We start from the raw sequence: 13,427 nt of genomic DNA, 5'->3' as shown, positions 1-13,427 counted from the left end.
ACATTCTCCTCTATCAATCTATTTTTTCAACATTAACGAGATCAAAATATTTTTTAAACTTATTCACATTAATATAACCAGTTTCAGCTTCCATGGTATTTAACATTCCTGTAGTCATCGCCGTTTTAAGTACAGTCTCAACCGTTTGATTTTGGTGTAGTGCCACAGCTAACCCTGCAACTGTCGCATCACCAGACCCAACAGGATTGTTCACTTCTATTTTCGGAATCGTAACTCTGTAATAGTCCTCACCCTTCCTAACTAAAGCACCTTCACCACCCATGGATACGATAATCCACTCAATTCCAGTAAATAGTTCATGGTTTAATGCTTGCTTCAGATCAATGATTCCTACTTCCATGTTAATGCCCAGCAGCTGAGATAATTCCGCTACATTTGGTTTGATGGCAAATGGTTTTTCTTTATGCACCAAGGCGTTTTTCAAAGATTCCCCTGACGAATCCATAATCACTGGGATTCCATTGTTATTACAGATTTCTAACATTTGATAATAAAAGTTAGTCGGTAACCCTTTCGGCAAACTGCCCGAAATTATCACAAGTGAAGCTGTTGTAAGCAGCCATTCAAATTTTTCTAAAAAAGTTGCCCCTTCTTCTTTGGATAATGTAGGCCCTGATTCTAAAATCTCTGTTTGCATCCCTTCATGAAGAATAGCAATACAATTTCTTGATTCTTTTTTAATTTTTAAAAACTTATTTGGAACATTGCTTTTATTTAATTCTTGAATAATGTATTCGCCAATCGTACCCCCAAGCACACCTGTCGCTAGGACAGCTTCTTCCATTTGAGCGATCACTCGCGCTACATTCAAGCCCTTTCCACCAGCAGTTTTATGGACTGTTTCTACACGGTTAACAACATCTAACTTTAATTCATGAATCGAATAGGAAATATCGACAGATGGATTCATGGTGACAGATAAAATCATTTGAAATCCCTCTTTCAGAAAAATATTTAAGCTTGAAAACGGCACACACCATCAAGATAGGTAGCAGCTAAATCCATCGCTGGCGTCAGTACAATAAAGTCAGCAGCATATCCCTCAGCGATCTTCCCACATTCGCTATCAAGCTGCATACTTTTAGCTGGTGCAGTACTCGCCATGTAAATCGCTTCCTCGGGCGCGGCAATTCCCCAATCGACGACATTTTTGACAGCATCTTTTAATTGCAAAATGCTACCTGCTAAACTTCCATTTTCCAAACGAGCCATCCCATCTTTTACTTTCACAGGAAATTCTCCCAACTGATACATTCCGTCAGGCATACCTCCAGCCATCATACAATCGGTAACCATAACAACCTTTTCTCTACCGCGGATATTCATTAAAATATTTGATGCAACGGGATGTACATGATGTCCATCACATATAATTTCGGCAAAAACATCTTTTAAATTCATGGCCGCTCCGACCATCCCTGGCTCACGATGATGCAATGGACTCATTCCATTGAAAGTATGAATAAAAATGGAAGCTCCTTTTTCAACCGCTTGCTTTGCTTCTTCATAAGTTGCGTCACTGTGGGCCAACGCCACTGCAATCCCTTCTCCTACAGCATATTCAATACATTCCGCCGCCCCTTTTCTTTCAGGTGCAATTGCAATTTTTTTGATAAAATTATTTGATAATTCCTGCCAAGTTTTCAACATAGGAACAGATGCGTCACAAAAATATTTCGTATTTTGTGCTCCTTTATGTTTTTCAGTAAAAAACGGTCCTTCTAAAAAGATTCCTTTAATTTTTGCACCTTGTACTTCCTTGTAATTGGCACCAATCATTTCAACGACGTGATTTAATGATTCTATTGAGGATGTTAAAGTTGTCGGTAAAAAAGATGTAACGCCGCATGAAAGGAGTCCTACCGAAATTTGGTTCAGTCCCCAAAAATTATTGTCCATAATGTCGTGATTTCTAAATCCATGAATATGTGTGTCTACTAGGCCAGGAGCGATCCACTGTCCTCTATAATCGATAATTTCTGCCGCTTCCTCTGGCCTAGTTCTCGAAAAAACACCGAATTTTCCGTCTTTTATTTCTAAAAATCCAGGACCTGTGACCATCTCTTCAAGAAAAAACTTATCTGCAAAAATAAAAATGGACATGTATGTTTCCCCTATCCTAGTTACTCATATTCGTAGATAGTAACTCCTTTAACGACACGGTTTACTGTTCCTGTCGGTGAAGGAGTATCCGGTGTATTACCTACTTTTACTGAAGCTAACAGTGAGACAGTCTGCCCAATCATGACAAAAGGTAATGCTAAGTATGCATCTGGTACAGACTGAGCCTCTCTGCCGAATACGAATCTGTTCCCAGCATAATTAGTTTCTCCATCAACTTCGATGGCGCAAATATAACTGGCGATGTTTTCTTGCTGCATTTCTTTTAACATATCTAAATCATATTGACGTGTATAAGAATGGTTGGAAACAAACACAAAAACTAATGATTTTTCGTTTACAAATGATTTTGGACCGTGCCGGAAGCCAAGTGGTGAATCAAATGCGGTTACTATTTTTCCAGCTGTCAATTCTAATATTTTTAATTGTGATTCTTTTGCTAAACCTTCTAAACTACCGGAACCTAAGTAAATAATTCGGTCAAAATCAAAATCTACTATTTTTTGGATAACACCTTCTCTTTGAATGACACTTTCACCCATTTTATGGATTTTTTTCACTATCGTCGATTTTTCTTCTATCGATATAGAATCAAAAGCAAGTAATGCCGTTAACGCCATGCAAGTATAACTTCCTGTCATTGCAAAACCTTGATCATTTGATTTTTCAGGCATCAATAGTAATAAATTTTTTTCATTATTCACGGCCCTTCTAGCTAATTTCCCATCTTTCGCACAAGTAATCGTTATTTGATACAAATCGGTTACTATTTGCTCAGCTAATTGTACAGCAGCAACACTTTCTGGACTGTTTCCGCTTCTAGCAAATGAAACGAGTAAAGTCGGAAAATCCTTTTTTAAAAATTGGTAAGGATTTGAAACTAACGTAGTGGTCGGAATACTTAGTACTTCCCACTGTTGTTCATCGACCTTTTCTATTAAATAAGGGGTGACTGTATCACCGACATAAGCAGACGTTCCAGCGCCTGTAAAAATAACTCGAACCCGGTTGTGTTTCGTTACTATTTTTTGTAAAAACTCATCAATCCCCTCGCTTTTCTCCTTATACAAAGTAAAGGTTTCATCCCATAAATCAGGCTGTCGTCTTATTTCCGCCGTTGTTATCGATGCGCCTAACGAAACTAATTTGTCTTGACTTAATGTAAACATATTCGTCCACTCCTCTACCTATTTGCCATCATGCTCTCCATAAAAGAAGACTGACGTGCCCCATTACATACCTTCAAATACACGTAATCCTGCACCTGTAACTCCATTATTTTGTGCCAATGTACTGATGCTCATCTGCTCCAAAAGATGTTGTTGTTCTGGAAGCTGATACCTTTTCAGATTCTCTTTAATCAACTCCAGTAAAAATGGATTTTTCACAATGACACTGCCACCAAAAACCATTTTATGCGGATCTAATAAACAGGAAATCTTATAAAGACCTTGAGCTAAATAATCAGTTACCTCATTGATGATAGATTGATATTCTGGTACCCCATTACTATAACTAGCAAAAACATCCTTTGTTGAAATAGTATCTACCTGTAAGTCCCTTTCGGCTATTCTCTGAATTCCTGGTCCAGCAGCAATTTTTTCTAATCGTTCATTGCCCTCTTTCGTGAGGACAGGAATCAACCCCAGTTCTCCAGCAAATCCTGCCCCCCTAAAAAATGAGCCTTTATGAATGATAGAACAAGATATTCCCGTACTTATAGTCACGTAGACAAAGGTTTCATCCTCTTTTACATGTGCTGCTCTCCATTCGGCATAAGCCGCCATATAGACATCATTGTCAATCATGATCCGCTGAATACCAAATTGCTCTTGCAAACGGACCGAAATAGGAAACTGCCTCCAAGGTAAATTATTTTGAAAAACGGCAATTCCCTTCTCGAAATCCACTTTTCCCGGTACCCCAACACCAATCCCCTCGATATCAGCGATGGAAACCGATGATTTTCCGAGAACTTGTTCCACAGCTTCTACAACTTTACCAAACATTTTTTCTCGGTCTGAAGGATCACTTTTTATTTCTGCTCGTTCAAGCAGTTCGCCTTTATCCGAAATGACTCCCGCTGCAATCTTCGTTCCCCCAATATCAATGCCGACTGCTTTTTTCATTTGTCCGCACCCCTAGGTTTGTATTTGAAGTATTAAATAATTTTCTATACTTGTTATCGTTGAACATATATGTGCGATTCCTTGATCAATTCACTTGCCCTAGTCAATTTATACGTATTTTCGATTGTAGTCATACAGTAGCCCTAACAGACCAGCTAACCCAATCAACATCATACCTAGTTCGAATTTACCAGCTGTCTTTTGGTAAAAAATAATTAAAGAGAGGCATACGATAAACACAACAATTTTAATAATGAGTAAAATTTTAAACTTCATTTGAAAAATCCTCCCATCTGATTTCACTAGGCGCCAATGTCATTTCTTTCCTGTTTCCTTGTCCATCGTAGACTGCCGTTGTTTGTTCGATCATTGAATTATTAACGATTGCCATTTTTTGAATAGATGGATATGCATGGACTTCACAATAAATGTTGCTCGCATGATATTTTTGAAATTCTCCTTCTTTATTGGCGGCATAGTATAACGCGCGCATTAACAGACGCGTATTTTCTTCGCTGTATGGCAGTCCTGCTATATACACAGCTCTGCCTTCTCCAAACGGATGACTAGAAAGGTGAACTTCTCCATTGTAATATTCGATTATTTCGGTTTTATCTGATAACGCATAAATGTTTTTCATTCCTTCACCAAAATCAAATTGGGTGCTATCAGCAGAAATAAAATGATTTTCGACAGGGTTAATAAAATATTTATCTGTTGATAAGCTAAATCCTAATTCTTTGTCAACACCTAAGACGTTCGCCAATTGAAAATAATGTCCTTCATGCTGATAGGCTGTCGGTTCGCCAATACCTATGAACCCCCCGCCATTATACATCCAGGCCCTGATGGTAGTGACTAACTTTTCATTAATCCAATTGGCCCCTCCTGAAAAAGCTGTGCCTACATCGCCGGCATTAATGATAACGTCAATATCCTCAGGTATCCCCTCGTTAATGACATCATCAAAACTAATAAACGAAACTTCCACAGCAGCCCCACTCAAGGATTCCAAAACACCTAGATAAGAATAAATTTGTTTATACCATAGTGCATGAGCGACCATATGTGTCTGCCAAGTTCTCAACTTACCCCAAGAGTTCAAAATTGCGACTTTAAGACCGTTGTATGGTTGAACGCCTTTAATTGTGTCATAAATCCCACGAAATTCCTCGGTGACTTCTTCAATGTATGATACGAATTCTGGAAACTGATAAGCCAAACTTAAATAACCACCATAACCAATGCGATCAACAGGATTTCGCAGTAACGCTCTCCGCGCCGTTAACCAATTTTCATTGGCTTCAATCACTGGATTGTTACCTTCGTAAAATGTATCTGGGAAGAAATAAGGTAAGAATCGTCCTTCTGTGTAACGAACATGTGGTATATCTGCAATCATACGTAGTGTGGCTCCGCCACCCACACTGCCTACAACTGCGTCCAATCCGATATTTTCAAAGTATTTCCCATATGGTTCTGTACCAATCCAGTTATCACCAAGGAACATCATTGCTTCTTTTCCACTTTCATGGACAATATCCACAAGTTTCTTTGCTTCTTCCGCAACGAACTTATGAACAAAATCTATATAATCTAAAAATGCGGTAGTTGGAATTCGAAACGAAGTATTATAATAACCTTGATCAACAATGTCCTCTGGTCTTAAGCGATAACCCTTTTCTTTTTGAAAAGCATCCAAAGCAGCAACTGAAACACTAGCACCATATCCGAACCAATCGACAAATTTCTCTTTGCCAAGATTATTGAACACAAGGGTAAAATGATAGAAAAACGTTGTAAACCTGACCACATCTGTATCTGGATTTTCTGTCAACCATTGTTTTAAATAGGTTTTCATAAATTCATTGGAATGTGGCTGTCTAACATCAAAAGGAATATCGTGCGGCTTATCACCCCAATTATTAGTAATATGATTATACATTTGGGTTGGATCCCAGATCGCATAGACTAGGAATGAAACCGTATATTCATGCCAAGGAATCGCATTCGTAATCAAAACACAATTTTTCTCTTCGTTTACTTCCCAACCATTAACGTCAACAATTTCTCCTGTTGTCCGATCGATAACCTCCCAGTATTTTTTAGGACTGTGAATATAATCCGGCTTTAATTGTTCCTCAAAGTAGCCTTTCATAAAATCAATTTCAAGGGTGTCGGTAAGCGCTGTATTGAATAAGCTCATTAAATAAAGTTGCTGGCATTCATCCATATGCTTCTCTGCAAACTCATTGTGAGCTCGAGCAACAAAATAGGTCGTATAAATTTTCGCATCTAATTGTTTAATAGCATCGTCTAGTTTCGTTCCATCACTATCACGAATCGCATCCGCACCCCATCGTTCCATCAATTCTTTTGTTTCCTTAAGAAAATTTTCTTCACTCGGTAAAGTAACACGGCCTTTTTTCTTTTTCATGTAAATCCTCCTCTAATCCTTTAAACCACCAAGGGTCATTCCTTGTGTTAATTTTTTTTGAACAATGATGTATAAAATCAAAGTTGGTAGCATGACAAGAACCATACCTGCATACATTTGACCATAGTTCGCAGCAGATTTTTGAGCTGCCATCAAGTTCATTAACCCAACAGGTAACGTTTTATTTGGTCCTGGAATTAATGTTAAGGCAATAATGTATTCGTTCCAAAAGGCAAGAAAATTAAATAAAATGACGGCAATAATACTTGGACGAGCTATCGGAATCATGACTGAAATCATTGTCTTAAAATATCCGGCACCATCGACCAATGCCGCTTCCTCATACGTGGATGGAAGCGATTGAAAAAAACTAGACAGTAAATAGATGGTAAATGGTAACGCCGTCGCCGCATATACCACAGCTAAAACAAATAAATTGTCTAGTAGAAATCCATTACCAATTTGGCCTTGTAAAAAGGTATCTCCGTCCAATAACATCAAGAAAATTGGAACAACAATGTAGTTCACATTGATGAATAACCCAGCTTTAAAAAAAGTATTTATTAATTTACTTCCTCTAAAAGTATACCTTGCTAAGACATAGGCTGCTGGTAAAGCCACAATCAATAAAATAAGCAGAGCTAACGCTGTTACCATGACTGAATTCAACATATAAGTACCCATGTTTGCCTTTTGGAAAGCATCGATAAAGTTTTGAAAATAGAAACTTTTTGGCATGGCCCAAGGACTACCATAAAACTCCGAGTTTTTCTTCACTGAGGCTAAGAAAACCCATGCAACAGGAATAATGATAGAAATCGCTAACGTAATCAGTGCTACATATATAAAACAGCGATATATTGCTTCTGTAGTCATACCTTTTTGGGGCTTAACTGTTTTTGGGGCTTTATATGCTGCTTCTACAATCATTTCTTTTTCGGTTTCCATCGTTTTTGGATCTCGATAAGCTGTTTCTGTAGTCATTCTTTTTTGTGTTTCCATCGTTTTGGACCTCCTTAATACTCCAACACTTCCCTTTTAGTGACACCGCTTATAATTGCAGATAATGCGAATGAGAATAGGAAAATGACCACCCCAATAGCCATACCGTAACCGTAAGAAGAATTCGTGTAAGCCTGCTTATACATGTAGCTTAAAAACACTTCCGTCGATCCGTCAGGTCCCCCTCCAGTCATTGCTTGAACGAGTAGAAAACTTAAATTAATCGTACTAATAACGAAGAATGTTAACGTCGTCCGCATGTTATTCCAAATTAACGGTAAAGTAATACTAAAAAATTGTCTGATTCGTCCAGCACCTTCCAAAGCAGATGCTTCATAAAAACTTTCCGGAATACTTGCCATTGCCGCCATATACATGACCATATAGTAACCAATCGCTTGCCAAATGAGTGCCCCGCCAATGCTGTAAATAGCAATTTTTTGATTACCAAGCCACATTTTTTGAAGGTTTTCAAGGTTAAATAAAGCAAGTATATTATTTAACAATCCTGTAGTAGGATCATAAACTGCAGAAAATATTCCCGCGATAACTACAACGGATAAAATATTAGGGATATAAAAAATAATTCGAAAGAAGCTTTTTCCTTTTATTTTTTCTCTCGTTAACAATGAGGCAAACAAAATTGCCAGTACCATCGTGATAAGTGTAACAATAACAATCAATACGATACTGTTTTGGAGAGATCGAAAGAAATTCATATCATTCCATAAAATCTTGAAGTTTTCTAATCCAACAAATACCTTATTATTAGAAAATCCTCCCCACTTATATAAGGACATCCTGAATACCTCAATCGTAGGAACAATCATAAAAGTGGCTAACAGGAGTAGTGCGGGTGCAGTACAAACAAAAATAAAAATTCTTTTTTCTGTTGTCTTATTCATGCCATCACCTCAGTTAATAAATACAATGGTGAGACTAGCTGCTCACCATTGTACGTAGTGAAAACTAATTTATTTTAATGCAGACCGTAATTGGTCACTCACTTTTTCAACAGAGCTTTGCCAATCTTTCACCTTTTTATCACCAGAAATAACACTGTCAATTGTTCTAAATAATGTATCTGGCATACTTACACCTTCAACGGCTTTCGTTGCAGCAAATCCACCTATTCCCACTTTCACTCCATTATCATAGATACTATAGAATGATTTATTTTCACCTGTCAGTTTATTAGAAAGGCCTTTGATAGGCTGGATCGCACTCGATTGAGCAAAAATTTCAGCTGCCTTATCCGAATAAACAAACGTCATGAAATCTTTAGCAAGTTGTTTATTTTTAGCTGCTGAAGGAATCCACATTTGTTCAAAGAAAGTAAATGCATAGCGGTCGCTATTAGCATCAATTGTTGGTAAAGTCATCATGCCCCATTCAAACCCTTTAGATCGAGGAGCTTCTTTCATTTCACCAACTACCCACGTACCATTTGGCATAAACAAAGCTTTGTTATCGAGAACCAATTGTTGATTTTTCTTGTAGTCTTTATCATTTGCATTCGCAACAGTAGTCGGCTCTATATATTTTCCTAATTTTCCGATAATTTCAAAGGCTTTTGTTGCTTCAGAAGTTTCCCAAACACCATCTGTATATTTCATAGCTTTATTAAATAACTCAGGTCCACCCACCCCTAGTAGTAAAGAGTAGAAGAATGTATCAAAGTAGCCTGTTGTAGGATAAGTAAATAATGAAATACCTTCTGCTTTCGCTTTATCCCCCAAAGCCCACATCTCATCCCAAGTCTTCGGCACCTCCCAACCTTTTTCTTTTAATAAGGTAGTATTATAGAATAATCCAGTTGGACTATAGAACATCGGTGCCATATAAATTTTACCGTCATTATAAGGATTAGTCGCAGGTGTACCAATAAGCCCTGGTACTAACTTATCTTTGACTTTAACATCTTCACCATAAACATTTTTATCAAAAACATCGGTAATGTCTTCTAATGCTTTATCTTTAATCAAAGTTTCTGTTAGTGCCTGTTTTCTCCCGGTTGCCAACAATACAACATCCGGATATTTTCCTGCTTTCATGTTTGAGCCTATGACATCCTCAAGATTTTTGTCCACTGTCAATTTAACCTCAACTTTTGGATTAGCAGCTTCATATGCGTCAATCACTTTGCTCCACATCTCTTTACCATAAGCCGATTCAAGTGTTGCCACATGAAGGGTTTGTTTTTCACTGGAGCCTTTACCATCCTTAGATTTATCAACTTTTGTAGTATTACCTTGGCAAGCTATTAAACTAAAAGATAACAAAGCTGTCATTCCAGACAACAATAATTTTTTTTTCATCTCTATTTACCCCCATCTCCTAATCTTCCTTTCATAATTAAAGAATACAAAATAGATAACGCTTTCACAATAAACATCTTGTTCTGTTTTTTAGATATCTTGCTTTTTACTGAATATCCCACTAAAATCTTTATAAAATAGATAAAAAATCTACGAAGGAGGGATTCATTTGTCCAATGAAGTATATGAGATTCCACAATTTCAACGAAACCATCTTCCAGTAAAACTTCTTTATATGACAAAATCAAAATACGATAAAGATTGGCATAGTACCATTCATGCGCATCACTTTACAGAGCTATTGTATATTACCAAGGGCAAAGGAACTTTTATCTTTTACAAAGAAGAAATCCCTGTCCAAGAACACAATTTAATTATCATCAATCCAAATATCGAGCACACGGAAAAGTCTGATACGAATTATCCACTCGAATACATCGCACTTGGTATTCAAGGTCTGTCCTTTTCATCCATAGAAAATCCTAGTCCAGTTACTATTCATAATTATAGCCAAGATCAAAAAAACTTTCTCTTCTATCTTCAGCAATTGGTGGAGGAAGTGGAAAACCATCAGGAAGATTACGATTTAATTATACAAAATATTCTGGAAATATTACTACTTAAAATGATGAGAAAAAAATCTTTTAATATAGAAAAAACATCTACTCAAAAAATCAATAAAGATATTGAATTTATTAAAAACTATATTAAACAGCATTTTCACGAAAATATTAGCCTGGATACATTAGCACGAATTAGTCATATAAATAAATATTATCTATCTCATTCTTTCAGGAAATTCGTCGGTGTTTCGCCTATTGAATACTTAATTCAAACTCGTATTAGAGAAAGTAAAATATTGTTAGAAACTACCAACTATTCGATTTCTAATATTTCAACTATTACCGGGTTTTCTTCCCAATCATTCTTTGCACAATCATTTAAACGAGAAATGAATCTATCTCCTTCACAATACAGAAACGCTATCAATTCTAGCAAAAACATACCAAATTCTAGTGCGAAAATTTAAAGATCATTGCAATGAATCTATACTTATTTAAAATATTGTTACTATTATTTTTGAAAGGGTAGTGTTCCTATGATTCAACAATTAAAAGCATATTTTGGTGAGGATATAAAAATCAATGAAACTGTGTTATCTGCAGATTATAGCTGGTTTTTAGTTGAAGGAAACAAAGTCGGGATTCGGAAAATCCGATTGCATCAAAAGGAACATCAATTACTTTCATCCATCTTAACACCCATTCATACTGATACATTTTATAAAACAGAATTAGAAAAATCGTGGCATGAAGCATTATATAAAAATAAAAATATCTCTATACTATCAGTTCGTTTTTTACACTTCTTCACAACACAATCTATTGCAGAAAGAGAAGAATTTCAAGATGCTTTACAGTCTATGTTTTCTTTTACTACTACATTGATATGGGAAACTTCGCAAGCTGGCGTCCTCATCTTAGAAGAAAACATAACGGAATCTGTATTGCAAACAGCCTTAGATACACTAGAAACAGATTTTTTTATATCCCTATCCTTCTTTGTTGGAAGACGCTATACGCAAACAGCTGGATTTACTTATCTGTATCAATGGGAACGAAATTTATTTTCTATTCTTTCTCCCTATTTATCAAAGAAAATTACATACATTGAACAACTGCTCCCTTATCAATTAGTAATTTCATTACCGATAGAAGAAAGAAAAAAATACACGAATCAATTATTGACACACATTTCAAATGACAAAGAACTAATAAATAGCGTTAAAGTATTCTTCCAATGTAACTTAAATGTATCTCTTGCAGCAAAACAATTATATTTACATCGTAATACTTTGCAGTATCGAATTGATAAATTCATTGAAAAAACAGGGATTAATATAAAAACCTTTGAAGGTGCAGTAGCAGTTTATATGGCATTTCTTTCTTTAGATATCTCGTGAAACTTTCATGAAAGACGTTACAATATTCATTTTTTCATACCATCATCGTTTTATAGTCTCTTGCGTGACTTGAACACTCTTTTAACATATTTTTTATGAAAAAGTAATACTTTCATCCCATATTTATAGATGAACTTAAACTCTACAGGTGCTTTCTTGTATCTTAAATCTGTAAACTTGCATAAAAGCTCCTCATTCTTTTGTGCACAATGCCAATTTACTTGTGTTTTTAATAATCTTATAATTCAATTAATTAGGTGATGAGGAGTGAATATGTATGGCTGAACTTGTATTAGATCATATTTTTAAAGTGTATGATAATAAAACCACTGCTGTTTCTGACTTTAATTTACATATTGAAGATAAAGAATTTATCGTATTTGTCGGTCCTTCTGGATGCGGAAAATCAACAACGCTACGCATGATCGCGGGTCTAGAAGACATTTCCGATGGTTCGTTTTATATTGATGGAGAGCGTATGAATAATGTCGCTCCAAAAGATCGCAACATTGCGATGGTATTTCAAAATTACGCATTATACCCGCATATGACTGTTTATGATAATATGGCGTTTGGCTTAAAATTACGCAAACTTCCAAAAGATGAAATTAATCGTCGAGTAACGGAGGCATCGAGAATATTAGGGCTCGAGGATTACTTACAACGAAAACCGAAGGCATTATCAGGTGGGCAACGCCAACGGGTTGCACTAGGAAGAGCTATCGTCCGTGATGCAAAAGTATTTTTAATGGACGAGCCTCTATCGAATTTAGACGCAAAATTACGTGTAAGTATGCGTTCAGAAATCTCCAAACTGCATCGTCGTTTAAATACGACCACTATATATGTGACACATGATCAAACAGAAGCCATGACAATGGCATCACGCCTTGTTGTTATGAAAGATGGACTAATCCAGCAAGTTGGGACTCCAAAAGAAGTATATGATACCCCTGAAAACATATTTGTTGGCGGATTTATAGGTTCTCCAGCTATGAATTTCTTTACCGGAACATTGCAAGATAACTATTTTCACATGGAAAATACCCGCTTCAAAGTACCAGACGGCCAACTAAAAACATTAAAACAAAAAGGATATAATGGACAAAAAATTATACTGGGTATTCGTCCTGAAGACATTCGTGATGAACCAATCGTTCTTCAATCTTCTCCTGAATCCACAGTCGAAATTACAGTAGAAGTTGCTGAATTATTAGGTGCGGAAACGATGATCCATGGAAAACTTTCAAATCAAAACTTTATTGCGCGAATTAACGCTCGTTCCGAGATTAAAGCTAACGATACACTTCCATTAGCTTTTAGTTTAGCGAAAGCACACTTTTTCGATATCACTTCCGAACAACGTATACGTAATAATTAACGGATTCCCCCGAAAATTCAGACAGAATGGTCTCGTACGTAAATCAAGCTTTTCC

The 13,427-nt window shown here is 36.4% G+C and carries 12 protein-coding genes; 3 read left to right on the top strand and 9 right to left on the bottom strand.

Annotated elements, in window-relative coordinates; genetic code table 11:
- Positions 1-13: 13 nt before the first annotated feature.
- From AC3WVZ_RS08690 to AC3WVZ_RS08650, 9 genes are all read right to left on the bottom strand, one after another.
- Positions 14-949 (bottom strand): hexose kinase, encoded by a 936-nt coding sequence (locus AC3WVZ_RS08690; protein WP_227077866.1) that lies wholly within the window; start codon positions 947-949, stop codon positions 14-16.
- A 26-nt stretch (positions 950-975) separates the two neighbouring features.
- The gene (gene nagA / locus AC3WVZ_RS08685) at positions 976-2,124 is read right to left on the bottom strand and encodes an N-acetylglucosamine-6-phosphate deacetylase (RefSeq protein WP_227077865.1); all 1,149 of its coding nucleotides are present in this window, start codon (positions 2,122-2,124) and stop codon (positions 976-978) included.
- A gap of 20 nt (positions 2,125-2,144) precedes the next feature.
- Positions 2,145-3,311, bottom strand: coding sequence for an SIS domain-containing protein (locus tag AC3WVZ_RS08680; protein ID WP_065211662.1), 1,167 nt, complete (start codon positions 3,309-3,311; stop codon positions 2,145-2,147).
- 63 nt (positions 3,312-3,374) lie between these two features.
- Positions 3,375-4,271: an ROK family protein gene (locus tag AC3WVZ_RS08675; protein ID WP_065211663.1), complete on the bottom strand. Its 897-nt coding sequence runs from the start codon at positions 4,269-4,271 to the stop codon at positions 3,375-3,377.
- Positions 4,272-4,379: 108 nt separating this feature from the next.
- The gene (locus tag AC3WVZ_RS08670) at positions 4,380-4,547 is read right to left on the bottom strand and encodes a DUF6903 family protein (protein WP_176268751.1); all 168 of its coding nucleotides are present in this window, start codon (positions 4,545-4,547) and stop codon (positions 4,380-4,382) included.
- Positions 4,537-6,708 carry a 1,3-beta-galactosyl-N-acetylhexosamine phosphorylase gene (gene gnpA / locus AC3WVZ_RS08665; protein ID WP_233936282.1) on the bottom strand — a complete coding sequence of 724 codons (2,172 nt, stop codon included), beginning with the start codon at positions 6,706-6,708 and terminating at the stop codon, positions 4,537-4,539. Before gnpA ends, AC3WVZ_RS08670 begins: the two co-directional genes overlap by 11 nt.
- A gap of 12 nt (positions 6,709-6,720) precedes the next feature.
- Positions 6,721-7,710, bottom strand: coding sequence for a carbohydrate ABC transporter permease (locus tag AC3WVZ_RS08660; RefSeq protein ID WP_227077864.1), 990 nt, complete (start codon positions 7,708-7,710; stop codon positions 6,721-6,723).
- A gap of 14 nt (positions 7,711-7,724) precedes the next feature.
- Positions 7,725-8,615 (bottom strand): carbohydrate ABC transporter permease, encoded by an 891-nt coding sequence (locus AC3WVZ_RS08655; protein ID WP_065211665.1) that lies wholly within the window; start codon positions 8,613-8,615, stop codon positions 7,725-7,727.
- 69 nt (positions 8,616-8,684) lie between these two features.
- On the bottom strand, positions 8,685-10,028 hold the full coding sequence (locus AC3WVZ_RS08650; RefSeq protein WP_227077863.1) for a carbohydrate ABC transporter substrate-binding protein: 1,344 nt from the start codon (positions 10,026-10,028) through the stop codon (positions 8,685-8,687).
- Between the two features lie 169 nt (positions 10,029-10,197).
- Here AC3WVZ_RS08650 and AC3WVZ_RS08645 point away from each other — a divergent pair, with 169 nt between their 5' ends.
- The 3 genes from AC3WVZ_RS08645 to AC3WVZ_RS08635 all read left to right on the top strand — a co-directional run bounded on the left by AC3WVZ_RS08645 (position 10,198) and on the right by AC3WVZ_RS08635 (position 13,372).
- Entirely contained in the window at positions 10,198-11,058 is an 861-nt protein-coding gene (locus AC3WVZ_RS08645; RefSeq protein WP_065211667.1) for an AraC family transcriptional regulator, read from the top strand.
- 69 nt (positions 11,059-11,127) lie between these two features.
- Positions 11,128-11,991 (top strand): PucR family transcriptional regulator, encoded by an 864-nt coding sequence (locus tag AC3WVZ_RS08640; RefSeq protein ID WP_065211668.1) that lies wholly within the window; start codon positions 11,128-11,130, stop codon positions 11,989-11,991.
- A 277-nt stretch (positions 11,992-12,268) separates the two neighbouring features.
- On the top strand, positions 12,269-13,372 hold the full coding sequence (locus AC3WVZ_RS08635) for an ABC transporter ATP-binding protein (RefSeq protein ID WP_065211669.1): 1,104 nt from the start codon (positions 12,269-12,271) through the stop codon (positions 13,370-13,372).
- Positions 13,373-13,427: the final 55 nt, after the last annotated feature.

The organism is Bacillus sp. CPT56D-587-MTF (assembly GCF_058792335.1).
The sequence above is the reverse complement of the archived record's forward strand: the minus strand, read 5'-3'. Positions and strand labels throughout refer to the sequence as shown.